At 72.5% G+C, this 26,218-nt stretch carries 31 protein-coding genes and 2 tRNA genes; 21 read left to right on the plus strand and 12 right to left on the minus strand.

The window, feature by feature from the left end:
• Window positions 1-20 precede the first annotated feature (20 nt).
• The 9 genes from ACIOC0_RS31140 (at window position 21) to ACIOC0_RS31180 (ending at window position 6,088) form a co-directional block, all read left to right on the plus strand.
• On the plus strand, window positions 21-455 hold the full coding sequence (locus ACIOC0_RS31140) for a roadblock/LC7 domain-containing protein (protein WP_402159092.1): 435 nt from the start codon (window positions 21-23) through the stop codon (window positions 453-455).
• Window positions 456-457: 2 nt separating this feature from the next.
• Window positions 458-829, plus strand: a complete 372-nt coding sequence (locus ACIOC0_RS31145; RefSeq protein WP_130443121.1) for a DUF742 domain-containing protein — start codon at window positions 458-460, stop codon at window positions 827-829.
• Window positions 807-1,532: a GTP-binding protein gene (locus tag ACIOC0_RS31150; RefSeq protein ID WP_402159093.1), complete on the plus strand. Its 726-nt coding sequence runs from the start codon at window positions 807-809 to the stop codon at window positions 1,530-1,532. Before ACIOC0_RS31145 ends, ACIOC0_RS31150 begins: the two co-directional genes overlap by 23 nt.
• A complete protein-coding gene (locus tag ACIOC0_RS31155; RefSeq protein ID WP_402159094.1) occupies window positions 1,529-2,098 on the plus strand; it encodes a GAF domain-containing protein in 570 nt (189 codons plus the stop codon). Before ACIOC0_RS31150 ends, ACIOC0_RS31155 begins: the two co-directional genes overlap by 4 nt.
• A 189-nt stretch (window positions 2,099-2,287) precedes the next feature.
• Window positions 2,288-3,316, plus strand: coding sequence for an L-threonine 3-dehydrogenase (gene tdh, locus ACIOC0_RS31160; protein ID WP_402159095.1), 1,029 nt, complete (start codon window positions 2,288-2,290; stop codon window positions 3,314-3,316).
• 37 nt (window positions 3,317-3,353) lie between these two features.
• On the plus strand, window positions 3,354-4,571 hold the full coding sequence (locus ACIOC0_RS31165; protein WP_402159096.1) for a glycine C-acetyltransferase: 1,218 nt from the start codon (window positions 3,354-3,356) through the stop codon (window positions 4,569-4,571).
• 39 nt (window positions 4,572-4,610) lie between these two features.
• Window positions 4,611-5,522 carry a LysR family transcriptional regulator gene (locus tag ACIOC0_RS31170; RefSeq protein WP_389027978.1) on the plus strand — a complete coding sequence of 304 codons (912 nt, stop codon included), beginning with the start codon at window positions 4,611-4,613 and terminating at the stop codon, window positions 5,520-5,522.
• A 38-nt stretch (window positions 5,523-5,560) separates the two neighbouring features.
• Window positions 5,561-5,920 carry an MmcQ/YjbR family DNA-binding protein gene (locus ACIOC0_RS31175; RefSeq protein WP_402159097.1) on the plus strand — a complete coding sequence of 120 codons (360 nt, stop codon included), beginning with the start codon at window positions 5,561-5,563 and terminating at the stop codon, window positions 5,918-5,920.
• A 91-nt stretch (window positions 5,921-6,011) separates the two neighbouring features.
• Window positions 6,012-6,088: transfer RNA gene (locus ACIOC0_RS31180), tRNA-Pro, on the plus strand.
• A 31-nt stretch (window positions 6,089-6,119) separates the two neighbouring features.
• Here the strand turns inward: ACIOC0_RS31180 and ACIOC0_RS31185 are convergent.
• The 6 genes from ACIOC0_RS31185 to ACIOC0_RS31210 form a co-directional block, all read right to left on the minus strand.
• On the minus strand, window positions 6,120-6,554 hold the full coding sequence (locus ACIOC0_RS31185) for a VOC family protein (protein ID WP_402159098.1): 435 nt from the start codon (window positions 6,552-6,554) through the stop codon (window positions 6,120-6,122).
• Between the two features lie 17 nt (window positions 6,555-6,571).
• The gene (locus tag ACIOC0_RS31190; protein ID WP_402159099.1) at window positions 6,572-6,988 is read right to left on the minus strand and encodes a (2Fe-2S) ferredoxin domain-containing protein; all 417 of its coding nucleotides are present in this window, start codon (window positions 6,986-6,988) and stop codon (window positions 6,572-6,574) included.
• A 23-nt stretch (window positions 6,989-7,011) separates the two neighbouring features.
• Window positions 7,012-7,551, minus strand: coding sequence for an NUDIX hydrolase family protein (locus ACIOC0_RS31195; RefSeq protein ID WP_402159100.1), 540 nt, complete (start codon window positions 7,549-7,551; stop codon window positions 7,012-7,014).
• A gap of 15 nt (window positions 7,552-7,566) precedes the next feature.
• On the minus strand, window positions 7,567-8,700 hold the full coding sequence (locus ACIOC0_RS31200) for an amidohydrolase family protein (protein WP_402159101.1): 1,134 nt from the start codon (window positions 8,698-8,700) through the stop codon (window positions 7,567-7,569).
• A gap of 1 nt (window position 8,701) precedes the next feature.
• The gene (locus ACIOC0_RS31205) at window positions 8,702-10,105 is read right to left on the minus strand and encodes a glutamine synthetase (protein WP_402159102.1); all 1,404 of its coding nucleotides are present in this window, start codon (window positions 10,103-10,105) and stop codon (window positions 8,702-8,704) included.
• An 89-nt stretch (window positions 10,106-10,194) separates the two neighbouring features.
• Window positions 10,195-11,010 (minus strand): SAM-dependent methyltransferase, encoded by an 816-nt coding sequence (locus tag ACIOC0_RS31210; RefSeq protein WP_402159103.1) that lies wholly within the window; start codon window positions 11,008-11,010, stop codon window positions 10,195-10,197.
• A gap of 179 nt (window positions 11,011-11,189) precedes the next feature.
• On the opposite strand from ACIOC0_RS31210, the gene ACIOC0_RS31215 reads away from it, so the two are divergent.
• Window positions 11,190-12,080: a Cof-type HAD-IIB family hydrolase gene (locus ACIOC0_RS31215; RefSeq protein ID WP_402159104.1), complete on the plus strand. Its 891-nt coding sequence runs from the start codon at window positions 11,190-11,192 to the stop codon at window positions 12,078-12,080.
• Window positions 12,081-12,148: 68 nt separating this feature from the next.
• Here the strand turns inward: ACIOC0_RS31215 and ACIOC0_RS31220 are convergent, their stop codons facing one another.
• The 3 genes from ACIOC0_RS31220 to ACIOC0_RS31230 all read right to left on the minus strand — a co-directional run bounded on the left by ACIOC0_RS31220 (window position 12,149) and on the right by ACIOC0_RS31230 (window position 13,343).
• Window positions 12,149-12,481, minus strand: a complete 333-nt coding sequence (locus ACIOC0_RS31220) for a DUF3140 domain-containing protein (RefSeq protein ID WP_351336670.1) — start codon at window positions 12,479-12,481, stop codon at window positions 12,149-12,151.
• A 125-nt stretch (window positions 12,482-12,606) separates the two neighbouring features.
• Window positions 12,607-13,089: a Dps family protein gene (locus tag ACIOC0_RS31225; protein WP_402159105.1), complete on the minus strand. Its 483-nt coding sequence runs from the start codon at window positions 13,087-13,089 to the stop codon at window positions 12,607-12,609.
• On the minus strand, window positions 13,086-13,343 hold the full coding sequence (locus ACIOC0_RS31230; RefSeq protein ID WP_402159336.1) for a WhiB family transcriptional regulator: 258 nt from the start codon (window positions 13,341-13,343) through the stop codon (window positions 13,086-13,088). Before ACIOC0_RS31230 ends, ACIOC0_RS31225 begins: the two co-directional genes overlap by 4 nt.
• Window positions 13,344-13,526: 183 nt before the next feature.
• Here ACIOC0_RS31230 and ACIOC0_RS31235 point away from each other — a divergent pair, with 183 nt between their 5' ends.
• Window positions 13,527-14,714, plus strand: coding sequence for a thiolase family protein (locus ACIOC0_RS31235; RefSeq protein ID WP_402159106.1), 1,188 nt, complete (start codon window positions 13,527-13,529; stop codon window positions 14,712-14,714).
• 99 nt (window positions 14,715-14,813) lie between these two features.
• The gene (locus ACIOC0_RS31240) at window positions 14,814-15,581 is read left to right on the plus strand and encodes a sulfite exporter TauE/SafE family protein (RefSeq protein WP_402159107.1); all 768 of its coding nucleotides are present in this window, start codon (window positions 14,814-14,816) and stop codon (window positions 15,579-15,581) included.
• Here ACIOC0_RS31240 and cobF read toward each other — a convergent pair whose 3' ends face one another.
• Window positions 15,582-16,355: a precorrin-6A synthase (deacetylating) gene (gene cobF / locus ACIOC0_RS31245; RefSeq protein ID WP_402159108.1), complete on the minus strand. Its 774-nt coding sequence runs from the start codon at window positions 16,353-16,355 to the stop codon at window positions 15,582-15,584.
• A gap of 67 nt (window positions 16,356-16,422) precedes the next feature.
• Window positions 16,423-16,962: a DUF309 domain-containing protein gene (locus ACIOC0_RS31250; RefSeq protein WP_402159109.1), complete on the minus strand. Its 540-nt coding sequence runs from the start codon at window positions 16,960-16,962 to the stop codon at window positions 16,423-16,425.
• A 98-nt stretch (window positions 16,963-17,060) separates the two neighbouring features.
• On the opposite strand from ACIOC0_RS31250, the gene ACIOC0_RS31255 reads away from it, so the two are divergent.
• The 9 genes from ACIOC0_RS31255 (at window position 17,061) to ACIOC0_RS31295 (ending at window position 25,149) form a co-directional block, all read left to right on the plus strand.
• Window positions 17,061-17,134 (plus strand) — tRNA-Pro (locus ACIOC0_RS31255).
• 93 nt (window positions 17,135-17,227) lie between these two features.
• Complete coding sequence (locus ACIOC0_RS31260; protein ID WP_402159110.1) at window positions 17,228-17,803, plus strand: TetR/AcrR family transcriptional regulator; 576 nt, start codon at window positions 17,228-17,230, stop codon at window positions 17,801-17,803.
• A gap of 137 nt (window positions 17,804-17,940) precedes the next feature.
• On the plus strand, window positions 17,941-19,119 hold the full coding sequence (locus ACIOC0_RS31265; protein ID WP_352252869.1) for an acyl-CoA dehydrogenase family protein: 1,179 nt from the start codon (window positions 17,941-17,943) through the stop codon (window positions 19,117-19,119).
• A gap of 2 nt (window positions 19,120-19,121) precedes the next feature.
• A complete protein-coding gene (locus tag ACIOC0_RS31270) occupies window positions 19,122-19,880 on the plus strand; it encodes an SDR family NAD(P)-dependent oxidoreductase (protein WP_130443112.1) in 759 nt (252 codons plus the stop codon).
• Window positions 19,881-20,146: 266 nt separating this feature from the next.
• Complete coding sequence (locus ACIOC0_RS31275; protein ID WP_356681767.1) at window positions 20,147-21,166, plus strand: sugar ABC transporter substrate-binding protein; 1,020 nt, start codon at window positions 20,147-20,149, stop codon at window positions 21,164-21,166.
• Entirely contained in the window at window positions 21,166-22,242 is a 1,077-nt protein-coding gene (locus ACIOC0_RS31280; RefSeq protein WP_130442951.1) for an ABC transporter permease, read from the plus strand. The genes ACIOC0_RS31275 and ACIOC0_RS31280 overlap by 1 nt, the downstream gene beginning before the upstream one ends.
• Window positions 22,243-22,247: 5 nt before the next feature.
• On the plus strand, window positions 22,248-23,159 hold the full coding sequence (locus ACIOC0_RS31285) for an ATP-binding cassette domain-containing protein (protein WP_402159111.1): 912 nt from the start codon (window positions 22,248-22,250) through the stop codon (window positions 23,157-23,159).
• 67 nt (window positions 23,160-23,226) lie between these two features.
• Window positions 23,227-23,775, plus strand: coding sequence for a GNAT family N-acetyltransferase (locus tag ACIOC0_RS31290; RefSeq protein ID WP_402159112.1), 549 nt, complete (start codon window positions 23,227-23,229; stop codon window positions 23,773-23,775).
• Between the two features lie 132 nt (window positions 23,776-23,907).
• Complete coding sequence (locus tag ACIOC0_RS31295) at window positions 23,908-25,149, plus strand: serine hydrolase domain-containing protein (RefSeq protein WP_402159113.1); 1,242 nt, start codon at window positions 23,908-23,910, stop codon at window positions 25,147-25,149.
• A 64-nt stretch (window positions 25,150-25,213) separates the two neighbouring features.
• Here the strand turns inward: ACIOC0_RS31295 and ACIOC0_RS31300 are convergent, their stop codons facing one another.
• Window positions 25,214-26,218, minus strand: coding sequence for a Gfo/Idh/MocA family oxidoreductase (locus tag ACIOC0_RS31300; RefSeq protein ID WP_402159114.1), 1,005 nt, complete (start codon window positions 26,216-26,218; stop codon window positions 25,214-25,216).

Raw genomic sequence — 26,218 nt, forward strand, 5'->3', positions numbered from 1 at the left:
CCCCAAGGAGTCGATCCACCATGGCGAGCGAAGCGCCGACCGGCCATGTATCCGACCTCGACTGGCTGATGAGCGGTCTCGTGCAGCGCGTACCGCACACCACCAGCGCGGTCCTCCTCTCCTGCGACGGCCTGGTGAAGTCGGTCCACGGCCTCGACCACGACAGCGCCGACCACATGGCCGCCCTGGCCTCCGGCCTGTACTCGCTCGGCCGCAGCGCCGGCGTCCGCTTCGGCGACGGCGGCGACGTGCGCCAGGTCGTCGTCGAACTCGCCTCGACGCTGCTGTTCGTCACCACCGCGGGCTCCGGCACCTGCCTCGCCGTCCTCGCCGGCCGCGAGGCCGACGCCGCCGTCCTCGGCTACGAGATGGCGATGCTCGTCAAGAGCGTCCGCCCCTACCTGGAGACCGCGCCCCGCCGGCACGCCGTCGAACCGTCGGTGACGGGACCTTGAGCGTGGCGGCGGCCGGCGACGGCCCCTGGCTCGACGACGCGGCCGGCCGGCTGGTGCGCCCCTTCACGGTCAGCAACGGCCGGACCGAGCCCAGTGTCGCCCTCGATCTGATGTCACAGGTGAGAGCCACCGGGTCGACCCCCCTCGGCTATCTCGGCCCCGAGCACGCGCAGGCGCTGGACCTGTGCCGGGGACCCGTCCCGGTCGCCGAGGTCGCCGCCTGCCTGAAGCTGCCGGCCGCGGTCACCAAGGTGCTGCTGTCGGACCTCGTCGACTGCGGGGCGCTCACCACCAAGCCACCCGAGTACCACCACATCCCCACCGACCGGGCCCTACTGGAGGCAGTGCTCGATGGACTACGACGACAGCTCTGAGAGCGACGCCCGCGCCGCCCGAGAAGGGCACGACACACCCGACCCGAACCGTGCCGGCCAGGGAGCCCGCGCCGCCCACGCCGCCCCCTACGACGAACGCCGCGACCGCGCCGAGCCCTTCCCCACCGCGCTCAAGATCCTCGTCGCGGGTGGGTTCGGGGTCGGCAAGACCACGTTCGTCGGCACCGTCAGCGAGATCGCGCCGCTCAGCACCGAGGAACTGCTCACCACGGTCAGCGCCGCGACCGACAACCTCGACGGCATCGAGAACAAGGTCGAGACGACCGTCGCCATGGACTTCGGCCGCATCACCCTCGACGCCGATCACGTCCTGTACCTGTTCGGCACTCCGGGCCAGGAGCGGTTCTGGTTCATGTGGGACGAACTCTCCGAGGGCGCCCTCGGAGCGGTCATCCTCGCCGACACCCGCCGGCTGGAGGAATGCTTCGCCGCCGTCGACTTCTTCGAGGAACGCGGCCTGGGCTTCATCATCGCCGTCAACGAGTTCGACGGCGCCCACCGCTACGACCCCGAGGAGGTCCGCGCCGCCATCGACCTGGACCCGCAGGTACCCGTCGTGCGCTGCGACGCCCGGATCTCCGCCTCCGGCATCCAGACCCTGCTCACCCTCGTCCGGCACCTCATCACCCACGCCTCGGCGACGCCCCAGCCGAGCGTCCACGGGGACGGAGCCCGCTCATGAGCTACGACCCGCCGCGCCCGGCCGGTCGACTGCTGCTCACCCCCGAGGACAAGGACGCCCCCGCCCGCACCCGCAGACTGCGCCGGCTGGGCCTCGGGGTGTGGCCGGAGCCCGCCCTCGACGCCTTCGCGGACCGTCTCGCCGAGCTGGCCGGAACGCCGTACGCCATGGTCAACTTCCCTGACGGGGAACGGCAGTTCTTCGCCGGGCTGCACACCCCGCCCGGCGGCCGGGAGGCCCGCGGCGGCAAGCCCGAGATCGGCCGCACCCTGCCCCGCGACCACGGCTACTGCCCCCACGTCGTCGTCCGGCGCAAGGCGCTGGTCCTGGAGGACGTGAGCGACTACCCGCGGTTCGCGGGCAACCCGGTCGTCGACGCGTACGGCGTCCGCTCCTACCTGGGAGCCCCGCTCATCGACTCGACCGGCATGGCGCTCGGCACGGTGTGCGTCGCCGACCTCGCGCCCCGCGCCTGGGGCCGGACCGGTCTGGACACGATCAAGGCGACCGCCGCCGACCTCGCCGGCCGGCTGGAACGCCGGAACGCCGACGGAAGCTTCGTGTGAGGCGCGGTGAGAGGCGTCGGCCCGGTGAGCGCCGGCGTGTGAAGCGGAACTGTGGAGCCGCTTAAGAAACTCTCGATGGACCGCACCCGCCCGGTACGGCAGATTGCTACGGGATTCCACCCCTTCCCCGGTACCGGCGGCCCCTTCGGCGTGCCCGGAGCCGGGGGACCGAACCACAGGAGCCGTAGCGTGAAGGCGCTGGTCAAGGAGAAGGCGGAGCCCGGGCTGTGGCTCGCGGACGTGCCGGAGCCCGCCGTCGGACCGGGCGATGTGCTGATCAAGGTGCTCCGCACCGGCATCTGCGGCACCGACCTGCATATCCGGGCCTGGGACGGCTGGGCGCGCCAGGCGATCCGCACCCCGCTGGTGGTCGGACACGAGTTCGTCGGCGAGGTCGTCGAAACCGGGCGTGACGTCACGGAGATCGCCGTCGGCGACCGGGTCAGCGGCGAAGGGCACCTCGTGTGCGGGAAGTGCCGCAACTGCCTGGCCGGCCGCCGCCATCTGTGCCGGGCCACCGTCGGCCTCGGCGTCGGCCGCGACGGGGCCTTCGCGGAGTACGTCGCGCTGCCCGCGTCCAACGTGTGGGTGCACCGGGTGCCGGTGGACCTCGACGTGGCGGCGATCTTCGACCCGTTCGGCAACGCCGTCCACACCGCGCTGTCCTTCCCGCTGGTCGGCGAGGACGTCCTGATCACCGGCGCCGGACCGATCGGCCTGATGGCCGCCGCCGTCGCCCGGCACGCCGGCGCCCGCAACGTCGTCGTCACCGACGTCAGCGAGGAGCGGCTGGAACTGGCCCGCAAGATCGGCGCGAGCCTCGCCCTCGACGTCTCGCGGGAGTCCGTCGCCGACGGGCAGCGGGAGCTGGGCCTGCGCGAGGGCTTCGACATCGGACTGGAGATGTCCGGCCGCGCCGAGGCCCTGCGCGACATGATCGCCAACATGACGCACGGCGGCCGTATCGCCATGCTCGGCCTGCCCGCCGAGGAGTTCCCCGTCGACTGGGCCCGGATCGTCACCTCGATGATCACGATCAAGGGCATCTACGGCCGTGAGATGTTCGAGACCTGGTACGCCATGTCGGTGCTGCTGGAGGGCGGGCTCGACCTCGCCCCCGTGATCACCGGCCGCTACGACCACCGCGACTTCGAGGCGGCCTTCGCGGACGCGGCGAGCGGCCGCGGCGGCAAGGTCATCCTCGACTGGACCGCGTAACTCCCTCACCGGCGAGACACTTTCAGGAGCTTCCCCCATGTTCGACTCCGTGCGCGACGACCTGCGCGCCACCCTCGACGAGATCCGCGCCGCCGGACTGCACAAGCCCGAGCGCGTCATCGGCACCCCGCAGTCCGCGACCGTCGCCGTGACCGCGGGCGGCCGCCCCGGCGAGGTCCTCAACTTCTGCGCCAACAACTACCTCGGGCTGGCCGACCACCCCGAGGTGATCGCCGCCGCCCACGAGGCCCTGGACCGCTGGGGCTACGGCATGGCCTCCGTGCGCTTCATCTGCGGCACCCAGGAGGTGCACAAGGAACTGGAGGCCAGGCTGTCGGCGTTCCTCGGCCAGGAGGACACGATCCTGTACTCCTCCTGCTTCGACGCCAACGGCGGCGTCTTCGAGACCCTGCTCGGCCCCGAGGACGCCGTCATCTCCGACGCCCTCAACCACGCGTCGATCATCGACGGCATCCGGCTGTGCAAGGCGCGCCGCTTCCGCTACGCCAACCGCGACCTGGCCGATCTGGAAGCCCGGTTGAAGGAGGCGACCGAGGGCGGCGCCCGCCGCAAACTGATCGTCACCGACGGCGTCTTCTCCATGGACGGCTATGTCGCGCCCCTGCGCGAGATCTGCGACCTCGCCGACCGCTACGACGCCATGGTCATGGTCGACGACTCGCACGCCGTCGGCTTCGTCGGCCCCGGCGGCCGCGGCACGCCCGAGCTGCACGGCGTCATGGACCGCGTCGACGTCATCACCGGCACGCTGGGCAAGGCGCTCGGCGGCGCCTCCGGCGGCTACGTCGCCGCCCGCGCCGAGATCGTCGCCCTGCTGCGCCAGCGCTCCCGCCCGTACCTGTTCTCCAACACCCTCGCCCCGGTCATCGCCGCGGCCTCCCTCAAGGTCCTCGACCTGCTGGAGTCGGCCGACGACCTGCGTGTGCGGCTCGCCGAGAACACGGCCCTGTTCCGCCGGCGGATGACGGCGGAGGGCTTCGACGTCCTCCCCGGCGACCACGCCATCGCGCCCGTCATGATCGGCGACGCCGCGCGGGCCGGCCGGATGGCGGAACTCCTGCTGGAGCGCGGGGTGTACGTCATCGGCTTCTCCTACCCGGTCGTCCCCCAGGGCCAGGCCCGGATCCGGGTCCAGCTGTCCGCAGCGCACTCCACGGACGACGTCGACCGCGCGGTGGACGCCTTCGTCGCGGCCCGGGCCGAGCTGGGGGACGCGGAACCGTCCCCCGCCTGACGGCCCCGCCCCGGCCCCGTGGCCTGCGATAATCGTGGGGTGATCGAAGCTCGGCGGCTGCACATCCTTCGGGCGGTGGCCGACCACCGTACGGTGACGGCGGCCGCCGCCGCGTTGTACCTGACGCCGTCCGCGGTGTCGCAGCAGCTCACGGCGCTGGAGCAGGAGACCGGGCACCGGCTGGTCGAGCGGGGCGCCAAGGGCGTGCGGCTGACCCCCGCCGGGGAGATCCTGCTCGCCCACACCCACGCGGTCCTCGCCCAGCTGGAGCGGGCGGAGGCCGAACTCGCCGCCTACGGCTCCGGGGCGGCCGGCACGGTCACGGTCGCCGCGTTCGCGACCGGCATCGCCCTGGTCGTCGCGCCCGCCGTGGCCCGGCTCGCCGGCGCCGCCCCGGGGATAAGGATCCGCGTCCAGGACGCCGAGGGCGACGCGAGCCTGCGGATGGTCCTGGACCGGCAGGTCGACGTGGCCGTCGCCGTCGAGTACCGGGGGGCGCCGGCCGCCGACGACCCCCGTCTGGCGCACCTCCCGCTGTACGCCGAGCCCTTCGATGCGGTCGTCCCCGTCACCCACCGGCTCGCGGACCTCCCGGAGGTGCCGCTCGCCGAGCTGGCCAAGGACCCCTGGATCGGCCCGTACCCCGGCAACCCCTGCCATGACGTGGTGGTCCTGGCCTGCGAGCACGCCGGCTTCCAGCCCCGCCTGGAGCACTCCTCCGACGACTTCCGCGCGGTCGTCGCGCTGGCCTCGGCGGACGTCGGCGTGGCCCTCGTCCCGCGCTCGGCGCTGCGCGGCATGGACCTCGCCGGCGTGGTCGTCCGCCCGGTCGACGGGGCGGCCCCCACGCGGCGCGTCTTCGCGGCCGTACGGCGGGGCGCGGAGGAACACCCGTTGATCCGGCCGGTGTTGGAGGCGCTCGGCCAGGCGGCACGGGCGCAGACGGCGTGACACCCGCGTTGTCAGTGGCAGCGGCTACCGTGCGGAGCATGCCGGACGCCGAAGACGTACGCCGTATCGCCCTGTCCCTGCCGGACACCACGGAGAAGATCGCCTGGAGCATGCCCACGTTCCGGGTCGGGACGAAGATGTTCGCCACCCTGCCCGAGGACGAGACCTCTCTCGCCGTGCGCTGCCCCAAGGAGGAGCGCGACGAGCTGGTCCTCGCCGAGCCCGGCAAGTTCTGGATCGCCGGCCACGAGGCCCAGTTCGCCTGGGTGCGCGTCCGGCTGGCCGCCCTGGAGGACGAGGGCGAGCTGCGCGACATCCTCGCCGACTCCTGGCGCCAGGCGGCCCCACCGCGCCTGCTGGAGGCCCACCCCGGGCTGGGGCTCCCCGGGGGGCGCTGAGCGCGCCGAAACGGATGCGCGACCACCGACGCGAGTGCGGTATGGTTTCCATGCACGTTCTGCCGGGGGAAACCCCAGGTCAGACGGGCACCGGGACGTGGCGCAGCTTGGTAGCGCACTTGACTGGGGGTCAAGGGGTCGCAGGTTCAAATCCTGTCGTCCCGACCAGCTTCACGCAGGTCGCAGGCCGTCTTCTCGACTACGAGGAGGCGGCCTGTCCGGTGTCGGTGTCCACGTAGAGGCAGAACGGGTGGCCCGCCGGGTCGAGCAGCACGCAGACGTTCGCCTGCGGCTGGTGGTCCGCCTCCCGCGCCCCCAGATCCCGTGCGTGCGCCACGGCGGCCCGCAGATCGACCACCTCGAAGTCCAGGTGCATCGTCATCCGCTGGGCGCCCTCCCGGGCCGGCCAGACCGGCGGAACGTAGTCCTCCGAGAACTGGAAGCCCAGGTAGCCCACGCCTTCGGGCGGCACGACGGCCGCTCCGTCCGCGTCCTCCTTGACGATCTCCCAGCCGAGCAGCTCCGCGTAGAAGCGGGCGAGCGCCCGAGGATCGGGGGCCTCCAGCACCACGCCCCACCAGTCGTGCCTGGCCATGCGAGGGGCGCCCGAGTCCGGGCCGGGTCGTCCGCGCATGTCCGCCGCCCCTGCCTCTACCGTCGGCCGCGCGTCCGCGCGCCCCTCGGTGGGGCGATGAACTGCAGCTCCAGGGTGAGCGGCGGCTCGGCGACGCCGGGGCCGCCCGCGACCGCCCAGCCGATCAGCTCCTCCGTGCAGTCGTCGTCCATGGCGAACCCCACCCAGGTGGCCCGGCCGCCCGCCCGCCGCCCGGCCGCCGAAGGCTGGACGACGACCACGTTGGCCTGGTCGCACGGGCCGAGACAGTCCGTCGTACGGACCGCGAAGCCCCCGTCGGACGCGGCGGCGGCCGCGCGCAGCCGGTCGAGCTGCCAGGCGTGGTCGAAGCCGGGATGCTTGCGGGCGTCCCCGCAGCAGCAGCCCCGGCACACGACGAGGGTGCAGGGCCGGCGCGCGGCGGCGCTGATCGCCACCGCGCGCTGACCGGGCACCGTGCGACGCGGTCCCACCCCGGTCAGGAGGCCGACAGGCCGACGTGGGCCAGGGCCTGCCGCAGCAGGAACCCGTGCCCGCCCGGCATCTCGCTCTGCACCGCGGGCGACGCCGCCTCCTGCGGGTCGAACCACACCAGGTCCAGCGCGTCCTGCCGGGGCCGGCAGTCACCGGTCACCGGCACGATGTAGGCGAGGGACACCGCGTGCTGACGGGGGTCGTGGTACGGGGTGATGCCCTGCGTCGGGAAGTACTCGGCGACGGTGAAGGGCTGCAGCGAGGTCGGCACCCGCGGCAGCGCCACCGGGCCGAGGTCCTTCTCCAGGTGGCGCAGCAGCGCGTCGCGGACCCGCTCGTGGTGCAGGACCCGGCCCGAGACCAGGGTCCGGTTGACGTTGCCGTCCGGTCCGATCCGCAGCAACAGGCCGATGCTGGTGACTTCACCGCTGTCGTCGACGCGCACGGGGACGGCCTCGACGTACAGGATCGGCATCCGTGCGCGGGCCATCTCGAGCTCGTCGGCGTTCAGCCAACCGGGCGTGGTATCGGTCAGGTCAGACATTGCTTGATCATACTTTCAGTGTCCGTCGGGAAGCCGGTAGACCCCGAGGGCGTTGTCCGCCCCGGCCCACCGCGCCAGGCGCAGCGCGTCGGCCAGACTGAGTTCGCCGGCGTCCACCCGGTCCTGGAGGAGGTCCCCCAGTCCCCGGCGGAACGCCAGCGCGCCGAGTGCGTGGAACTCGGCGACACCGTAGGCGTCGGAGCTGTACAGCAGTTTGCGGAACGGTGTGATCTCCAAGGCCTCCTCCAGGACCGCCCGCGCTCGTACGGGACCCACATGGTGCAGGGTGAGTCCCACGTCCAGGTACACCTGCTCGAACACGGCCGCCAGGAAGGCGGCCTGCCGCTGGTAGGGCCAGCAGTGCAGGAGCAGCACCGGGATCGTGCCCGCGATCAGGTGCAACCAGTCCGTCAGAAGTGCGGGATCCGCGCGGTGCAGCCGGATGTCCCGGTCACCGAAGCCCGTGTGCAGTTGCAGCGGCAGCCCCAGGTCCACGGCCGTCCACAGCACATGGCGTACGAGCACCGGATCCGTCAGCCTGCCGCCGGCCGCGAGCCAGGTCCGGGCCGCCCGGGTCACCTCGGCGTCCGAGGGCCGGGCCGGGTCGAGGTCGAAGCCCGTGCGGTAGGCGGCCACCGACTTCACCGCCACCACCCCCGGCGCCCGCACGGCGTCCAGCGCCGCCGCCCGGAACGCGTCCGCGTACCCGCCCGCGTCCACGCCCCGCGCGACCACCGCCTCCGCGACGGTCTCCAGGCGTACGACCTCGTGGGCGCTCGCACCCGCCAGCGCGGCCAGTTCGGCGGGCGGGGTGAGACGGTCCGCGTCGAAACCGGTGTCCACGAAGAACCGGCCCGTCCCCGCCGCCGTCAGGAACCGCCGGTTCACCTCCCGCGGCCCCAGTTCGGCCCGCCGCGCCAGGTACGCCTCGGGCGGGGCGTGCCGGTCCAGGTCCAGCAGCGGCGCGCAGTACCGCCGTACGGCCACACCGGCCGGGGTGTCGAACGACGAGCTGCCGGGCCACCGGTCGCCCTCGGTGAGCAGTTCCTCGAACCCCGCCCGGTCCAGCGGGCCCGCGACCACCCCGTGACAGTGGTGGTCCACCAGCGCCAGCGCGGCGAGCGCCTCGTGGACCGGCCCGGCGCTCATCTCAGTACGCCCAGCGGTAGGCCGCCGCCACCTGATCGTCGTCCAGCCCGGCGACCGCCTCGATCTCGCCCCGGCGTACGGCGGTCACCGCGTCGGCGAGGACCGGGCCCAGGGCGGCCCGCAGCACCTCGTCCTCCCGGAACCGCTCCACGGCCTCGGCCAGCGAGGCCGGCAGCCGGCGCACGCCCCGGGCCTCGGCCGTGGCGGCGTCCAGTGCGGCCGGGTCGCCCACGGTCTCCTCCGGCAGGGTCGCGCCCGACGCGATCCCGTCCAGGCCGGCGGCGATCACACAGCCGAGCGCGAGGTAGGGGTTGGCGGCCAGGTCGACCGGCTTGACCTCCAGGTTCGCCAACTCCGCGCGCCGGCCCGCGGTGCCCCGCACCAGCCGCAGCGCCGCCTCGCGGGTCTCCAGGCCCCACGCGGTGAACACCCCCGCCCACTGGGAGGGCTTGAGCCGCAGACAGCCGGCCGGGCTCGGCGCGGTCACCGCGGTCAGGGCGGGAAGCCGGGCCAGCACACCGGCCACGAAGGCCTCCGCGTCGGCCGTCATCCCGTGCCGGCGGTCCCCGCCCGTGTGCAGGTTGACCCCGTCGCGCCAGGCGGACAGATGGAGGTGACCGCCGTTGCCGACGCCCTGGGCGGTGACGGCGGGGGAGAACGACACCCGCAGCCCGTGCCGCCGGGCCACCGCGCGCACGGTCTGGCGCACCAGGACGCTGCGGTCGGCGGCGGCCACCGGGTCCAGGGCGCCCACGGAGATCTCGAACTGACCGGGCGCGTACTCGGGATGGACCTGCTCGACGTCCACGCCCTGCGCCGCGCACGCCGCGAGCAGGTCGGCGGTGCAGTCGCTCAGCTCTACCTGCCGGATCGCGCCGTACGCGGGCCCGGTGGTCGCCGGGACGAACTCGCCTGCGGGCGCGGAGTCCAGGCCGAACGACCACTCGATCTCGACGGCCGCCCGGAAGGTCAGGCCGTGCGTCCGGGCGGCGTCGGCGACGACGCCGCGCAGGAACGTGCGCGAGCAGCCCGGATGCCGTTCGCCGTCCTGGGTGATCCGGTCGACCGGCGCCCACGCCCAGCCCGGCTGCGCGGCGAGGACCACCAGCCGGTCCAGGTCGGGGTACAGACGCAGGTCGCCGTCGGGGGAGCCCAGCACGTCCGTGGAGACGATCCGGTCGTCGGCGAGGAACGTGTCGAACACCGGCGACATGCCGACGCCCCAGGCCGCGGCCGACGCCAGCCGCGCCACCGGGACCGTCTTCACCCGGCCCACGCCCGCGGTGTCGACGTAGGCCAGCACGACCCCGTGCACGCCGCGCCCCGACAGCTCGCCGGCCAGGGCTCTCGCCCGCTCCACGTCGCCGGGGCGGCCGCCGGGCACGGGATCGTCGAGGGCGCTCACACGGCCTCCGCAAAGGTGCTCATACGGCCTCCAGGTCAGTGGCGTCGTCGATGGTCCGCCCCGCCGGTGCCCGCGGGCGGCGCGCGCCGTCAGGGTTTCACGGCCACCCCGCCGTACTGCGGCACCACGGCCGGAGCCCCCGGCTCGGGACGCCACCGGGAGCAGGACACCAGGCCCGGCTCGAGGAGCTGGAGGCCGTCGAAGAACGCGGAGATCTCCTCGCCGCTGCGCGCGGTGATCGGCGGGGTCGCGTTCTCGTTCCAGAACCTCATGGCGGGGATCTGGCCCTCGCCGCCCACCTCGCTGTCGTGGGTGGGATGCGTCAGCACCAGGAAACTCCCCGAGGGGACCGCCGCCATGACCCGGCGCACGATGTCCCGCGCCGCCTCCACGTCCAGCACGAAGTTCAGGATGCCCAGCATCATCACCGCGACGGGCCGGGTGAAGTCCAGGGTGCCGGCGGCGCGTCGCAGGATCGCGTCGGGGTCGTGGACGTCGGCGTCGACGTAGTCGGTGACGCCGGCTGGGGTGCCGGTCAGCAGAGTGCGCGCGTGCATCAGCACGATCGGGTCGTTGTCGACGTACACGATCCGCGAGTCGGGGGCGACGCGCTGGGCGATCTCGTGGGTGTTGTCGGCCGTCGGCAGCCCGGTGCCGATGTCGAGGAACTGCCGGACGCCGCGTTCCTCGGCCAGGAAGCGCACCGCCCGGCCCAGGAACCAGCGGTCCGCGCGGGCGATCTCCCGGATCAGCGGGAACATCCCGGCGACGTGCTCGCCGACCCGCTGGTCGACCTCGTAGTTGTCCTTGCCGCCGACCCAGTAGTTCCACACCCGCGCGTTGTGCGCCACCCCGGTGTTCAGCGGCGCCGCCGGTCCGCCCGACGGCGTGTGGACCTCGCTCACGTGACCGCTCCCTCCCGCGCTCTTGTCGCGTACTCGTCGCATCCAGCCCGTCAGCCGTCATTGTGCCGCCGGGTGATCACCGGTGTCCCGGGATTCGGACGGCCGGGTCCGTGTTCGAGGGCCGCGCGGGGTCCCCCGGTAGGGTGACGACCCGGTCGCCCTCGTACAGGAAGCAGGACATGCCCTACTCCGAAGCCGCCCCTCTGCCCGTCCCGGAGCCCGCGTCCGTCCCGGAGCCGTCGGCCGCGTCGGCCGGCGTCCGCCTGATCGTCACCGACATGGACGGAACCCTGCTCGACGACCGCAAGCGGCCGCCGGCGGGGCTGCGGGAGGTGCTCGGGCTGCTGCGGCAGCGCGGGGTGCTGTTCAGTCCGGCGAGCGGCCGGCAGTACGCGACGCTGGCGCACGAGTTCGAGGGCTTCGCCGACGGCATGGTCTTCATCGCCGAGAACGGCACGTACGTGGTCCGCGACGGCGAGGAGCTGAACTCCGACCCGATGGACCCGGACGTCGTCGCCCAGGTGGTGGAGTGCGTACGGCGGCTCGTCGCGGGCGGCGCGGACGTGGGCGCCGTCGTCTGCGGGAAGCGGTCCGCGTACGTGGAGCGCACCGACGACGCGTTCCTGGCCGAGGTCCGCCGCTACTACCGGCGCAACGCCGTCGTCGACGACATAGCCGCCGTCGACGACGACGTCCTCAAGGTGGCCCTCTACGACTTCCGTTCCGCCGAGCGCGTCACCGCCCCGGCCCTCGCCGCGTTCACGGGCACCCACAACGTCGTCGTCTCCGGCGAGCACTGGGTGGACGTCATGAACCGCACCGCCACCAAGGGCGCCGCGCTGCGCCGGCTCCAGCGGGAGCTGGGCATCACACCCGCGCAGACCATGGTCTTCGGTGACTACCTCAACGACCTGGAGATGCTGGACGCCGCCGACTGGTCCTTCGCCATGGCCAACGCCCACCCGGAGGTCGTCGGCAGGGCCCGCCATCTGGCCCCGTCCAACAACGACAACGGCGTGCTGCGCACGATCGCCCGGCTGCTCGACCTGCCGGTGAGCGACCTGCGATGACGACGACGAGGGCCCGCGGCGCGCGCCGCGGACCCCTCGTCGAACGGGTGGGGCTCAGGGCCCCGGCGTCATGGTTTGAGCGGGTCGTGGCCGACCGTCATCAGACGGTGGCGCAGGCGGGTGTCTTCGGCCGCCGGCTCGTTCTCCAGGTCGGTCTGCTCGGTCACCGTGTCCACGACGCGGTGCATCACCCGCAGGTCGTCTTCGGTGAGGTCGGTGCGCCGCTTCTGCAGGATGGCCAGCACGTGCTGACCGGTCGCGGTCCCCGCCTCGTCGGGCAGCGGCTCCGCGTTCTCGTCGGCGTCCCGCACCCGCAGCCAGGCAGCCAGCTCCTGCGAGGTCATGTTGACCACGCGGTGGAAGTCCTCCCACAGCGCGTCGAGTTCGAGGGCGTCCGTCATGCGGTGCTCCTCCGTCCGTGCGTCGTTCTGCGTCGTTCTGCGTCGTTCGTGTGGCGTCCGGGGGCCGCTCGGCGTGCGTCGCCGGGGCAGCCGATCCGGGTCGGTCGGTGCGGGGGCGGTGCGGGTCAGTCGCCCTGCGGCCAGTTCTCCGCCTCGAACATCCACCGCTGCTTCTCCAGATCGGCGGTGATGGCGATGAGCAGGTCCTGGGTCACGGGGTCGGCCGTCTCCGTCGCCGAGATGCGCTCGCGCAGCCGTCCGATCGCCGCACCCAGCGTCTCCGAGATCACCTGTACGACGTCCTCGTCGCGCACCCAGCCGTCCTTCGGGGCGGGCAGGGTGAACGCCGACGCGATCGTCTCCGGCCGGCCGTCCGGCGGCAGGCCGAGGGCGGCGGCGCGCTCGGCGACGGTGTCGGAGTAGGTGCGGGCCGTCGAGACCACCTCGTCGAGCTGGAGGTGGATCGAGCGGAAGCGAGGGCCCACGATGTTCCAGTGGGCCTGCTTGCCGATCAGCGAGAGTCCCAGCAGGTCGACGAGAGTGCTTTGCAACGCGTCGAAGGTGACCTGACGGTCCGGTTCGGGCAGCGGGCTCTTCACGACAGTCATACCGAGGTTCTCCTTCTCGCGTCGTCACGTGCGGTACGGAGCAGTTCGGCGCGCTCCTCCTCGTCGGTCCCGCCCCAGACGCCCGACGTCGGCGGGCTGTCGAGGGCGAAGGCCAGACACGCGGCGGTCACCCTGCACCGGGCGCAGACGCGTTTGGCGTCCGCCGTGTCCCTCAGGGCCGGGCCGGACGTGCCGACGGGAAAGAACAGCTCGGGGTCCTCGCCCACGCAGGCGGCGCTGCGCAACCACTCCATGACCGCGCGGGTGCCCAGGGCGAACACCCGCAAACACGGCCTGTCCTCGCGATACGCGCCACTCGGGGAGGCTCACCGGGGGGTGATCTTCCCAGGGACGTGCAAGGCGGTCTATAGTCCGAAACTAGCAGTGCTAATAACGGCGTCCTCGCCTTCCGCGCATCCCGATCAGGAGTGCCTGTCGTGCGTCCCGTCCACTTCGCCGTCGCCCGCCGCACCCCCATCGGCCGGCTGCGCGGCGCCCTGTCCACCGTGCGGCCCGACGACCTCGCCGCCACCGTGGTGCGCGCCCTCGTCTCCGAGGTGCCCGCCCTCGACCCGGCCCGCGTCGACGACGTCTACTGGGGCGCCGCCAACCAGGCCGGCGAGGACAACCGCAACGTCGCCCGGATGGCCGTGCTCCTCGCCGGCCTGCCCGAGACGGTGCCCGGCGCCACCGTGAACCGGCTGTGCGCCTCCGGGATGGAGGCCGTCACCGCCGCCGCCCGCACCATCGCCGCCGGCGAGGCCGACATCGTGATCGCGGGCGGCTCCGAGTCGATGAGCCGCGCCCCGTTCGTGCTGGCCCGCCCCGACGAGGCCCTCCCGCACCGCGTGGAGACCGTCGACACCCGGCTCGGCTGGCGCCTGGTCAACCCGGCGATGAAGGACCTGCACGGCCTGCTGGCCATGGGCGAGACCGCGGAGGAGGTCGCCGGACGGTACGGCGTCTCCCGCGAACGCCAGGACCGGTTCGCCCTGCGCAGCCACCAGCGCGCCGCCCGGGCCCGCAAGGACGGCCACTTCGACGACGAACTCCTGCCCGTCACCCGCCCCGACGGCGTGCTCGTCGACGCCGACGAGTCCGTCCGCGAGGACACCTCCTACGACAAGCTCGCCGGGCTCAAGCCGGTCTTCCGACCCGGCGGCACCGTCACCGCGGGCAACGCCTCCCCGATGAACGACGGGGCCGCCGGGCTCCTCCTGGTCAGCGAGGAGGCCCTGAACGACCTGGGCCTGGAGTCGCTCGGGCGCTATGTCGCCGGCGCCTCCGCCGGCGTGCACCCCGACGTGATGGGCATCGGCCCGGTGCCCGCGACCCGCAAGGCGCTGGCCCGCGCCGGATGGAGCGTGGGCGACGTCCAGGAGGCCGAGTTCAACGAGGCGTTCGCCGCCCAGGCGCTGGCCTGCGTGGACCAGCTGGGCATCGACCCCGACCTGGTCAACCCCAGCGGCGGCGCGATCGCCCTCGGCCACCCGCTGGGATGCTCGGGGGCCCGGATCCTCACGACGCTGCTGCACCGGATGCGCAGGACGGGCGCGGAACGCGGCCTGGCGACCATGTGCGTGGGCGTGGGGCAGGGGAGCGCGGTGCTGGTGGAACGGCACTGACGGACGCCCGCGCGGGGACGGCCGCCGAACCCCGTCGGCGGCCACCGGGCGAGACGGGGTCCGACGCCACCGGTCGATGCATCTAGCATCGGTCTCCGCATGAACACGATCACGCACCTCAGCGGCTGGGAGTTCGCCGCGCTCGCCTGCGCGGCGGTCCTCGTCGGCTTCTCCAAGACAGCCGTCAGCGGCGCCAACACCGTCAGCCTGGCGATCTTCGCCGCCGTCCTGCCCGCCCGCGCCTCCACGGGCGTCCTGCTGCCCATCCTGATCGCCGGCGACGTCCTGGCCGTCCTCACCTACCGGCGGCACGCCCACTGGCCCACCCTGTGGCGGCTGTTCCCGGCGGTCGCCGTCGGCGTCGTCGCCGGCACGGCGTTCCTGATGTGGGCCGACGACGCGGTCGTACGGACGTCGATCGGCGCGACCCTGCTGTTCATGGCCGCGGTCACCGTGTGGCGGCGGCGCACCGCCGACGCCGCCGGAGAACCGGACGGCGTGGCCACCCGGGCCGGCCGGATCAAGGCCCGCTCCTACGGCGTCCTCGGCGGCTTCACCACCATGGTCGCCAACGCCGGCGGCCCGGTGATGTCGATGTACCTGCTGTCGGCGGGCTTCCGCAAACTCGGCTTCCTCGGCACCTCCGCGTTCTTCTTCCTCATCGTCAACGTCTCCAAGGTGCCCTTCAGCGTGGGCCTCGGCCTCATCGACGCCCGCTCGCTCCAGCTGGACGCCACGCTCGTCGCCTTCGTCGTCCCCGGGGCGCTGCTCGGCAAGTGGGCCGTGGACCGCATCAACCAGCGCCTCTTCGAACAACTGGTGATCGCGGCGACCGTGGTCGGCGGTCTGCAACTGCTGCTGCGCTGATCAGCGATCGTCCGGGCGGCGGCGCAGCAGGTAGGTGTCCATGATCCAGCCCTTGCGGGCGCGCGCCTCGGCCCGCAACCGCTCGATGCGGGGGCCGGCCTCGGCCACCGGCCCGGACACGAGGATCTCGTCCGGGGTGCCGATGTAGGCGCCCCAGTAGACGTCGACGTCCTGGTCGGCGTACGCCCGGAAGGCCTGGTGGGCGTCGAGCATCACCACCACGTCGTCCACCCCCTCGGGGAAGCCCTCGGCGAGCCGCCGCCCGGTGGTGATCTGCACCGGCCGCGCCACCCGGCTCAGCCCTGTGCGGTGCCGTGCCGCGAGCGCCGAGACGCTGCTGATCCCCGGCACCACGTCGTACTCGAACGCCACCCTTCCCCGCGCGAGCACCTCCTCCAGGACGCCCAGGGTGCCGTCGTACAGCGCGGGGTCGCCCCAGACCAGGAACGCGCCGGTCTCGTGCGCGCCCAGCTCCTCGCCTATCAGCAGCTCGCAGAGGCCGGCGCGGGCCTCCCGCCAGTCGCCGACGGCCGGGACGTAGGCGGCGCCGTCCGCGCGGCGGTCCCGCTCGGGGTCGCGCGCCTCGACCACCCGGTAGGAGCCCTCCGGCAGATGCGTGCGCAGGATCTCCCGGCGCAGCCGGGTCAGGTCGCTTTTCGCATCGCCCTTGTCCAGCACGAAGAACACGCCGGAGTCGCGCAGGGCCTTGACCGCCTGGAGGGTCAGCTGGTCGGGGTCGCCCGCGCCGATGCCGATGACGTGGATCCTTCGCATGTCTTCGAGTCTGCCGCACGCCGCTGACACCGGCCTCGACGCCCGGGTCCTCGGCGGTCGCGGGGGCTCAGCGCAGCCGGGGCGCCGACTCGCGCGCGTCGACCGCCGTGCCCGTCCGCTCCACGTCCTGGGCCAGCTCGCGCGCCCAGTGGGCCAGCCCGTCGAGATCCATGCCGTACGGGCGCGCGTGTCCGTCGTCCCCCGCCCACTCCTGGACGGCCCCCGCGCCGCGCCGCAGCAACCGGGCCCCGCCGGTCACGTTGCCCCGGGCGGCGTGCGTCAGCCCCACCGCGAGCTGGGCGAGCCCCCGCCACAGGGCGCGTTCGGCCTCGGGGCCCGACTTCCAGGCGTCCTCGAACACCTCGTGCGCGTGGAACGGCTTTCCCTCGTCGAGCAGGGCCTGGGCCTCGGCGACCGACTCCGCCGGCGTCCGCACGACCCCCTCGGGCTGGCGGGCCACGCCCGTCGCGCCGTACGGAAGGGGCCTGCCCAGGCCGTCCCGGGGCCTGGCGTTGCGCGCCCGGCCCTCCTCGTCCCGGTCCCGCGTCCCGGCGCTCCGGCCGCCGCTCCCGTCTCCCGCGCCGCCCGTTCGGTGATCGCTGTCCATACGGCGATTGTCCCGCGCCCACGCCTTCTTCGGAGCACCGCCCGGCGTGGGGTAAAGTGCTCTTCGCGCGATCACGCGGAGCTCCGCGGGAAGCGCACCGGGACGTGGCGCAGCTTGGTAGCGCACTTGACTGGGGGTCAAGGGGTCGCAGGTTCAAATCCTGTCGTCCCGACCGGCGACATCGCGGTCGGAAGCCGCTTTCCCGTTCACGGGAGGGCGGCTTCGGCGTGTTCTGGGGTGGTGCGCGCGCGGATAGGCTGGGATCATGCCGCCGTCCTCCCGCCGTACCGCCCGACAGGCAGACCTGCTGGAACGACTCGTCGCGCTGCTGACGGCGGAGGGGTTCTCCGACCTCACCCTCGACGACCTCGCCGTGCGGCTGCGCTGCTCGAAGACCACGCTGTACCAGCTGGCCCGCAGCAAGCAGGGGCTGGTGGTGGAGGCCGTCAAGCACTACTTCCGCGGGGCCACCGAGGCCGTCGAGAAGCGGGTCGCCCGGACCGACGAGCCCTCCGACCGGGTGCGGGTGTACCTGACGACCGTCGCCGAGCAGTTGCGCCCGCTCTCCCGCCGCTTCCTGGACGACGTGGCGGACTTCCCGCCCGCGCGCGAGGTGTACGAGGCGAACACGCGGATGGCCGCGGAGCGGGTGCGCCGGCTGATCGCGGAGGGCGTGTCGGACGGCGCGTTCCGCGAGGTGCACACCGCGTTCGTCGGCGAGGTCGCCGCCGCGACCATGCGGCAGATCCAGCAGGGCGAGCTGAAGGCCCGCACCGGGCTGAGCGACGCGGAGGCGTACGAGCAGCTCGCCTCGCTGATCGTGCACGCCGTCTCCTCCTGACGGCGGAGCCGGCAGGCCCCGCGGTCCGGATACCGACCTGATCACGTATGGCCTCGGCGCGGCCCCGTGCCGTACTGTGAATGATACGTTCGTACGCACTCCAGTATCACTTCCAGTACTACTCCGCGGAGGTCGCCATGCCTGCCACTCGCGCCCTGCCGAGCGAGGAAGCCGTCGATCTCGTCCAGCTCACGCGGACCCTGGCCGCCAAGGAACTCACCCCCCGCGTCGCCGACGCGGAGGCGGACGGCGCGTTCCCCCGGGACGTCTTCCGCACCCTCGGCCGCAGCGGTCTGCTCGGGCTGCCGTTCGCCGAGGAGGACGGTGGCGCGGGGCAGCCGTACGAGGTGTACCTCCAGGTGCTGGAGGAGGTCGCCGCGGTCTGGTCCAGCGTCGCGGTCGGCATCTCGGTGCACGCGCTCTCCTGCTTCCCGCTGGCCCGCTACGGCACCGACGAGCAGCGGCGCAGGTGGCTGCCGGACATGCTCGGCGGCGAACTCCTCGGCGCGTACTGCCTGTCCGAGCCGCACGCCGGCTCCGACCCGGCGGCCATGCGGACGCGCGCGGTGCGCGACGGGGACTCCTACGTCCTCAACGGCGCCAAGGCGTGGACCACCCACGGCGGATACGCCGACTTCTACACGGTGATGGCCCGCACCTCGGACCATCGCACCCAGGGCATCTCCTGCTTCCTGGTCCCGGCGGACACCCCGGGGCTCAGCGCCGACCCGCCGGAGCGGAAGATGGGGCTGACCGGGTCGGCGACCGCGACCATGCGGCTCGACGACGTCCGGGTGCCCGTGGAGCGGCGGATCGGGGAGGAGGGGCAGGGCTTGAAGATCGCGCTCGCCTCGCTGGACTGCGGCCGCCTCGGCATCGCCGCCGTCGCCACCGGCCTCGCCCAGGGCGCTCTCGACCACGCCGTGCGCTACGCCCGCGAGCGGGAGACCTTCGGCAAGCCGATCATCGAGCACCAGGGGCTCGCCTTCGTCCTCGCCGACATGGGCGCGGCGATCGAGTCGGCGCGGGCCACCGCCCTGGCCGCCGCCCGGCTGAAGGACCTCGGTCTGCCCTTCACCCGGGAGGCGTCCGTGGCCAAGCTCGTGGCCACCGACAACGCCATGAAGGTGACCACCGACGCCGTGCAGGTCCTCGGCGGGTACGGATACACGCGCGACTTCCCCGTCGAGCGCTACATGCGCGAGGCGAAGGTCATGCAGATCTTCGAAGGAACCAACCAGATCCAGCGCATGATCATCTCTCGTGCGCTGGACCGGAGCGAGGGCGGTGTGCTCACCGTCCTCGGCAAGGAGTGATGATGCAGCTCGAGAACACCGCCGCCCTCGTCACCGGCGGTGCGTCCGGCCTCGGCGCGGCCACCGCCGCGGCGCTCGCCGGGCGCGGCGCCAGGGTCTTCGCCCTCGACCTCAAGGACGGCGTGGACAAGGCCCCCGAGGTCGACGGCGTCACCTACGTGCCCGCCGACGTGACCGACCCGGAGCAGGTGCGCGCCGCCGTCGCCGTCGCGGCCGGCTCGGGGGTGCCGCTGCGCACGGTCGTGAACTGCGCGGGGATCGGCCCGTCGGCGCGCATCCTCGGCAAGAAGGGCGTGCACGACCTGGCTCTGTACGCCAAGGTCATCCAGATCAACCTGGTCGGCACCTTCAACGTGCTCGCCCTCGCCTCCGAGGCGATCGCCGGGACCGAGGCCGACGAGCACGGGCAGCGCGGCGTCATCGTCAACACCGCGTCCATCGCCGCCTACGACGGGCAGGTCGGCCAGGCCGCCTACTCCTCCTCCAAGGGAGGCGTCGTGGGCCTCACCCTGCCCGCGGCCCGCGACCTCGCCCAGTACGGCATCCGCGTGTGCACCATCGCGCCGGGCATCGTGGAGACGCCGATGCTGGCCACCGTCTCGGAGGAGTTCCGCGCCTCGCTCGCGGCCGGCGTGCCCTTCCCGCGCCGCCTGGCCCTGCCCGAGGAGTACGCCAAGCTCGCGCTGGCGATCGTCGACCACGACTACCTCAACGGGGAGACGATCCGGATGGACGGCGCGCTGCGCATGGCCCCCCGGTAGGGCGGGCCCCGGCTCCGGCGGGGAGCGCGGTCCTGGCGCGGGTGAGGCCGCTGCGCACGGGGTAGGTCGCCCCTCGGATGCGGGGGCGGAGTGATCACTCTGTCAATGTTTTGTACTTACATTCGGACCTTTGCGTGAAATGATGTCTTAACAAAGCATTGACAGCGGGCTGAACACGTACTTTGATCCCGTCCCAACAGCGCAGCAGTCCGACCCCGCCAGGTCCGGGCCGTCGTTCCCCCGTCGCACAGTGAGGTGCCGGAAAGATGGACAGCTCGTCTCCCGCCCGCTCCCGCAGAATCGCCCCGGTCGTGGCCATGGCCGCGGCGGTGGCCCTGACCCTCGCAGGCTGCTCCAGCAGTTCCGGCGGCAAGAAGGCCGAGGAGAGCGCGGACGGCGCCTCCGCGGGCAAGGCGACCACCCCGCAGATGACGGTGGCCCTCGTGACCCACCAGGCGTCCGGCGACACCTTCTGGGACATCGTGCGCAAGGGCGCCGAGGCCGCCGCCGCCAAGGACAACGTCAAGCTCGTCTACTCCAACGACCCGAACGCCGGCAACCAGGCCAACCTGGTCCAGAACGCGATCGACCAGAAGGTCGACGGCATCGCCGTCACCCTCGCCAAGCCGGACGCCCTCAAGGACGTCATCGCCAAGGCCAAGGCCGCGAAGATACCCGTGGTCGGCCTCAACTCCGGTGTCAGCGAGTGGAAGAGCCTCGGCCTGCTGGAGTTCTTCGGGCAGGACGAGACGGTGGCCGGCGAGGCCCTCGGCAACAGGCTGAACAAGGAGGGCGCCAAGAAAGCGGTCTGCGTCGTCCAGGAACAGGGCAACATCGGCCTCACCCAGCGCTGCGACGGCGTGAAGAAGACCTTCTCCGGCACCACCGAGACCCTCTACGTCAACGGCACCGACATGCCGTCGGTGAAGTCGACGATCACCGCCAAGCTCAAGCAGGACAGCGCCATCGACTACGTCGTCACCCTCGGCGCCCCGTTCGCGCTGACGGCGGTGCAGTCGGTGTCCGAGGCCGGCTCGAAGGCGAAGATCGCCACCTTCGACCTCAACAAGGACCTGACGAGCGCCATCTCCGACGGCACCATCCAGTTCGCCGTCGACCAGCAGCCCTACCTCCAGGGCTACCTGGCGATCGACTCGCTGTGGCTCTACAAGAACAACGGCAACTACATGGGCGGCGGCGAGCAGCCCGTGCTGACCGGCCCGGCCTTCGTCGACAAGTCGAACGTCGAGGCGGTGGCCTCGTACGCCGCGAAGGGCACCCGGTGATGAGCATGGCCCGGCATGCCGAGCCGGCGGTGAGCGCACCGCCGGCCTCCGGCCCGCGACAGACCGACGGCCGCACCTCGCGGCGGCCGCTCGCCTTCAGGCTGCTGGCCCGTCCCGAGGTGGGCGTCTTCCTCGGCGCCGCCGCGGTGTACGTGTTCTTCCTCTTCGCCGCGCCGCCGGTGCGCGAGGCGAGCTCGATGGCGAACATCCTGTACCAGTCGTCGACCATCGGGATCATGGCGCTGCCCGTGGCTCTGCTGATGATCGGCGGCGAGTTCGACCTCTCCGCCGGCGTCGCCGTGATCACCTCGGCGCTCACCGCGAGCATGCTGAGCTACCAGCTCACCATGAACGTCTGGGTCGGTGTGGTCGTCGCGCTGCTGGTCTCCCTGGGGATCGGCGCGTTCAACGGCTGGATGCTCGTCAGGACGGGCCTGCCGAGCTTCCTGGTCACCCTCGGCACCTTTCTGATCCTCCAGGGCGTCAACCTCGCCGTCACCCGGCTGGTCACCGGCGACGTGGCCACCGACGGCATCAGCGACATGGACGGCTTCAGCCAGGCCAAGAGCATCTTCGCCTCGACGTTCGACGTCGGCGGCGTCCAGGTGAAGATCACCATCGTGTGGTGGCTGGTCTTCGCGGCGCTGGCGACCTGGGTGCTGCTGCGCACCCGGTACGGGAACTGGATCTTCGCCGTCGGCGGCAACAAGGAGTCCGCGCGGGCCGTCGGCGTGCCGGTGACCTTCACGAAGATCTCGCTGTTCATGCTGGTCGGCTTCGGCGCCTGGTTCGTCGGGATGCACCAGCTGTTCACGTTCAACACCGTGCAGTCCGGCGAGGGCGTCGGCCAGGAGCTGATCTACATCGCCGCGGCCGTCATCGGCGGCTGTCTGCTCACCGGCGGCTACGGCTCCGCGATCGGCCCGGTCTTCGGCGCGTTCATGTTCGGCATGGTCCAGCAGGGCATCGTCTACGCAGGCTGGAACCCCGACTGGTTCAAGGCGTTCCTCGGCGTGATGCTGCTCGGCGCCGTCCTGATCAATCTGTGGGTCCAGCGCACGGCTACCCGGAGGTGACCGCCATGACCGACGACGACACCGGCGCCCACGGGGCCGTCCTGATGGACACCCCGTCCGCCGACGGTGAGCACCCCCTCGTCGAACTCCGGGGCGCGGGCAAGTCCTACGGCAACATCCGCGCCCTGCACGGGGTCGACCTCGCCGTCCGCCCCGGCAACGTGACCTGCGTGCTCGGCGACAACGGCGCGGGCAAGTCCACCCTCATCAAGATCATCTCGGGGCTGCACCAGCACACCGAAGGCGAGTTCCTCGTCGACGGCCGCCCCGTGCGCTTCTCCACCCCGCGCGAAGCCCTCGACCACGGCATCGCCACCGTCTACCAGGACCTCGCCACCGTCCCCCTCATGCCGGTGTGGCGCAACTTCTTCCTCGGCTCCGAGATGACCAAGGGCCCCTGGCCCGTGCGCCGCCTCGACATCGATCGGATGAAGAGGACCGCCGACGAGGAACTGCGCAACATGGGCATCGTCCTCGACGACCTCGAACAGCCCATCGGCACCCTCTCCGGAGGGCAGCGGCAGAGCGTCGCCATCGCCCGCGCCGTCTACTTCGGCGCCCGGGTGCTCATCCTGGACGAGCCCACCGCCGCCCTCGGCGTCAAGCAGTCCGGCGTGGTCCTCAAGTACATCGCCGCCGCCCGCGAGCGCGGCCTCGGCGTCATCTTCATCACCCACAATCCGCACCACGCCTACATGGTCGGCGACCACTTCAGCGTCCTGCGCCTCGGCACGATGGAACTGTCCGCCGGGCGCAGCCAGGTCAGCCTGGAGGAGCTCACCAACCACATGGCCGGCGGTGCCGAACTCGCCGCTCTCAAGCACGAGTTGTCGCAGGTGCGCGGAGTCGACGTGGAAGAGCTCCCCGAGGAGAGGGACCTCACCGCACCGGTGGCGGGCGGCGGGGAGAAGGACTGAGATTCGGGCCCGCTTGACTGAGCGCCCGTCAGATGCGCTCCGGTGCAGGCCACTTATGATGCTCGGCATGTTCGACTCCGAAGTCAGCCTGGGGGCCGTCGCGACCGCGACGGCCCCCGCCCTCGTCCTGCGCCCCTGGCGCCCCGCGGACGCCGCCGACCTGATCGACATCCACCGGGACCCCCTTCTGCGCCGCTGGGGGAGCGGTGACGTCCGGGACGAGGCGAGCGCGGCGCGCTGGGTGGGCGCGCAGCAGGAGGGCTGGGCCTCGGGACGGCGCTTCGCGTTCGCCGTGCTGGAGGCCCGATCCGGGGGCGGGGAAGGGGCGCTGGTCGGGAACGTGGTGCTCAAGGCGTCCGGCGGCCCCTCGGCTGAGGTCGGCTACTGGACGGCCGCGCACGCGCGGGGCAGGGGCGTGGCCCCCCGCGCGCTGACCGCGCTGACGGACTGGGCCTTCACCGCCGTCGGCGGCCTGACCCGTCTCGAACTCCTCCACCAGAGCGACAACACGGCGTCCTGCCGGGTCGCGGAGAAGACGGGCTACGTCCTCGACGCCGTGCTGCCGGCCGCCCCGCCCGACTATCCGCAGCCGGGGCATCTGCACGTACGGCGGTGACGGCCGCCGCCGCGTCGACGGGCGGCCGCCCGGGGGCGCTTCTATGCTGGTGATCGATGGGCCGCACGCGGCCCGTACCCGTCGGTGCGGCTGTGGCCTGCGGCGTTCGTCTCCTCGCGGAGGAGTGAGCCCATGACGCGTCCGAGTGTCCGACTGCGCAGGGGAACCCTGGTGGCCGCAGCCCTGGCGGCCCTGGTGGCGCCCGCCGTGGGCGGAGCGGTCACCGCCGAGCCGTCCGCGGCCGCCCCCGCGGCCCAGCCCTCACCGACGCCGACCGGGGGAGACGTCCGCGCGCTCACCGCCGACGTCCAGGAACAGATCGACCAGGCCGTGCAGCGGGTCCAGAAGGAGACGGGCACCCCCGGCGTCAGCGTCGGCATCTGGACGCCCGACCGGGGCGAGTACGTGAAGTCCTTCGGCGTCGCGGACAAGGACACCGGCCAGAAGATGACGCCGGACCTGTACATGCGCATCGGCAGCGAGACCAAGACGTTCACCGTCACCGCGCTGCTCCAACTCGTCGACCAGGGCAGGGTCGGCCTCGACGACACCATCGGCAAGTACATCGCCGGCGTGCCCAACGGCGACAAGATCACCCTGCGGCAACTGGCCGGCATGCGCAGCGGACTGTACAACTACTCGGAGGACCCGGACTTCTTCAAGGCCCTGACCTCCGACCCGCGCCGCCCGTTCACCCCGCAACAGCTGCTCGACTACAGCTTCAAGCACTCCGTGCTGTTCCCGCCCGGCGAGAAGTTCTACTACTGCAACACCAATCTGATCCTGCTCGGCCTGGTGGTCGAGAAGATGAGCGGAAGCCCCCTCGCCGAGTACATCCAGCAGCGCGTCCTGGATCCGGTCGGGTTGAAGCACTCGCGCTTCCCCACGGGCAACGAGTTCCCCTCGCCGCACGCCCAGGGCTACACGAACCAGACGGCCACCGGGAAGGTCGAGAACTCCACCGACTGGAACCCGTCCTGGGGCTGGGCGGCCGGGGCGATGATCTCCGACCTGGACGATCTGCGCGTCTGGGCCCGCACGGTGGCCACGGGTGAACTGCCCGACGGCGGCAGGCTGATCAGCCCCGCCCTGCAGAAGCAGCGGCTGACCACCCCGCCGACCACGATCCCGGGCGCGGGATACGGCCTGGGCATCTTCGACGTGCAGGGCTGGATCGGCCACAACGGCTCCCTGCCCGGCTACGAGTCCCTGACGATCTACCTGCCGTCCGCCCGGACCACCCTCGTCGTGGTGCTGAACACGGACATCGGGCACGACAACGAGGAGCCCAGCACCCTGTTCGGCGACGCCATCACGAAGATCATCTCGCCCGAGCACGTGTACAACCTGCCGGCCCAGCCGGCCGCGCAGTGAGGCCGGTCGGACCAGCATGCGTCGAGGCGGGCCGGGCGGGTGGTCGTACGGCCGAGTCCGCCGGTCAGGCCGTGCGGACCTCCGCGATCGTCACCGGGCGGTGCTCGCGCAGCGACAGCGTGCACGCCTCCGCGATCCAGCCGGCCTCCAGCGCGTCCTCGATCGTGCAGGGTGAGGGCCGGGAGCCCGCCACCACCTCGGTGAAAGCGGTGAGTTCGGCGCGGTAGGCGGCGGTGAAGCGGTCCATGAAGAAGTCGTGCGGCGGACCTGCCGGGAAGGTCACCCCCGGCTCCACCGAGCGCAGCGGCAGCTTGTCCTCCAGGCCCACCGCGATGGAGTCCTGGAAGCCGTGGATCTCCATGCGCACGTCGTAACCGCGCGCGTTGTGACGGGAGTTGGAGACCACCGCGATCGTGCCGTCGTCCAGGGTGAGGATCGCGCCGGTGGTGTCCGCGTCGCCCGCCTCCTTGATGAAGTCCGCGCCCCGGTTCCCGCCGACCGCGTACACCTCGGTCACCTCACGGCCCGTCACCCAGCGGATGATGTCGAAGTCGTGCACCGAGCAGTCGCGGAAGATGCCGCCCGAGGCGGCGACGTACGCGGCGGGCGGCGGCGCGGGGTCGAGGGTGGTCGAGCGGACCGTGTGCAGCGTGCCCAGCTCACCCGACCGCACGGCCGCGCGGGCGTTGACGAAACCGGTGTCGAAGCGGCGGTTGTAGCCGATCTGGATCGGGACCTCCCGGCCCTGGACGGCCTTGAGGACCTCCACGCCCTCGGCCATGGTCCGGGCGACCGGCTTCTCGCAGAAGACGGGCACGCCGGCCTCCACGGCGGCGAGGATCAGGCCCGGGTGGGCGTCCGTCGCGGCGGCGATCACCACGCCGTCCACGCCCGCCGCGAGCACCGCCTCGGGGGAGTCCGCGACCTCGGCACCGAACCGCTCCGCGGCGGTCTTGGCGGCCTCGGCGAACGGGTCGGCGACGACGAGCGACTCGACGGCGTCGAGTCCGAAGAGGGTCTCGGCGTGGAAGGCGCCGATGCGGCCGAGGCCGAGGATTCCGATGCGCAT

It is taken from the genome of Streptomyces sp. NPDC088254 (assembly GCF_044740925.1).
Lineage (GTDB): Bacteria > Actinomycetota > Actinomycetes > Streptomycetales > Streptomycetaceae > Streptomyces.

Bases quoted from the DNA above. Each gene is read 5' to 3' on its own strand.
- ACIOC0_RS31290 (WP_402159112.1), top strand. From the start codon at position 23,227: ATGTTCGACTCCGAAGTCAGCCTGGGGGCCGTCGCGACCGCGACGGCC.
- ACIOC0_RS31260 (WP_402159110.1), top strand. From the start codon at position 17,228: ATGCCGCCGTCCTCCCGCCGTACCGCCCGACAGGCAGACCTGCTGGAA.
- ACIOC0_RS31230 (WP_402159336.1), bottom strand. From the start codon at position 13,343: ATGGAGTGGTTGCGCAGCGCCGCCTGCGTGGGCGAGGACCCCGAGCTG.
- ACIOC0_RS31185 (WP_402159098.1), bottom strand. From the start codon at position 6,554: ATGCGCGGACGACCCGGCCCGGACTCGGGCGCCCCTCGCATGGCCAGG.
- ACIOC0_RS31295 (WP_402159113.1), top strand. From the start codon at position 23,908: ATGACGCGTCCGAGTGTCCGACTGCGCAGGGGAACCCTGGTGGCCGCA.
- ACIOC0_RS31225 (WP_402159105.1), bottom strand. From the start codon at position 13,089: ATGACTGTCGTGAAGAGCCCGCTGCCCGAACCGGACCGTCAGGTCACC.
- ACIOC0_RS31155 (WP_402159094.1), top strand. From the start codon at position 1,529: ATGAGCTACGACCCGCCGCGCCCGGCCGGTCGACTGCTGCTCACCCCC.
- ACIOC0_RS31200 (WP_402159101.1), bottom strand. From the start codon at position 8,700: ATGAGCGCCGGGCCGGTCCACGAGGCGCTCGCCGCGCTGGCGCTGGTG.
- ACIOC0_RS31280 (WP_130442951.1), top strand. From the start codon at position 21,166: ATGAGCATGGCCCGGCATGCCGAGCCGGCGGTGAGCGCACCGCCGGCC.
- ACIOC0_RS31265 (WP_352252869.1), top strand. From the start codon at position 17,941: ATGCCTGCCACTCGCGCCCTGCCGAGCGAGGAAGCCGTCGATCTCGTC.
- ACIOC0_RS31250 (WP_402159109.1), bottom strand. From the start codon at position 16,962: ATGGACAGCGATCACCGAACGGGCGGCGCGGGAGACGGGAGCGGCGGC.
- ACIOC0_RS31150 (WP_402159093.1), top strand. From the start codon at position 807: ATGGACTACGACGACAGCTCTGAGAGCGACGCCCGCGCCGCCCGAGAA.
- ACIOC0_RS31140 (WP_402159092.1), top strand. From the start codon at position 21: ATGGCGAGCGAAGCGCCGACCGGCCATGTATCCGACCTCGACTGGCTG.
- ACIOC0_RS31240 (WP_402159107.1), top strand. From the start codon at position 14,814: ATGAACACGATCACGCACCTCAGCGGCTGGGAGTTCGCCGCGCTCGCC.
- cobF (WP_402159108.1), bottom strand. From the start codon at position 16,355: ATGCGAAGGATCCACGTCATCGGCATCGGCGCGGGCGACCCCGACCAG.
- ACIOC0_RS31300 (WP_402159114.1), bottom strand. From the start codon at position 26,218: ATGCGCATCGGAATCCTCGGCCTCGGCCGCATCGGCGCCTTCCACGCC.
- ACIOC0_RS31195 (WP_402159100.1), bottom strand. From the start codon at position 7,551: ATGTCTGACCTGACCGATACCACGCCCGGTTGGCTGAACGCCGACGAG.
- ACIOC0_RS31215 (WP_402159104.1), top strand. From the start codon at position 11,190: ATGCCCTACTCCGAAGCCGCCCCTCTGCCCGTCCCGGAGCCCGCGTCC.
- ACIOC0_RS31270 (WP_130443112.1), top strand. From the start codon at position 19,122: ATGCAGCTCGAGAACACCGCCGCCCTCGTCACCGGCGGTGCGTCCGGC.
- ACIOC0_RS31275 (WP_356681767.1), top strand. From the start codon at position 20,147: ATGGACAGCTCGTCTCCCGCCCGCTCCCGCAGAATCGCCCCGGTCGTG.
- ACIOC0_RS31285 (WP_402159111.1), top strand. From the start codon at position 22,248: ATGACCGACGACGACACCGGCGCCCACGGGGCCGTCCTGATGGACACC.
- ACIOC0_RS31165 (WP_402159096.1), top strand. From the start codon at position 3,354: ATGTTCGACTCCGTGCGCGACGACCTGCGCGCCACCCTCGACGAGATC.
- ACIOC0_RS31175 (WP_402159097.1), top strand. From the start codon at position 5,561: ATGCCGGACGCCGAAGACGTACGCCGTATCGCCCTGTCCCTGCCGGAC.
- ACIOC0_RS31220 (WP_351336670.1), bottom strand. From the start codon at position 12,481: ATGACGGACGCCCTCGAACTCGACGCGCTGTGGGAGGACTTCCACCGC.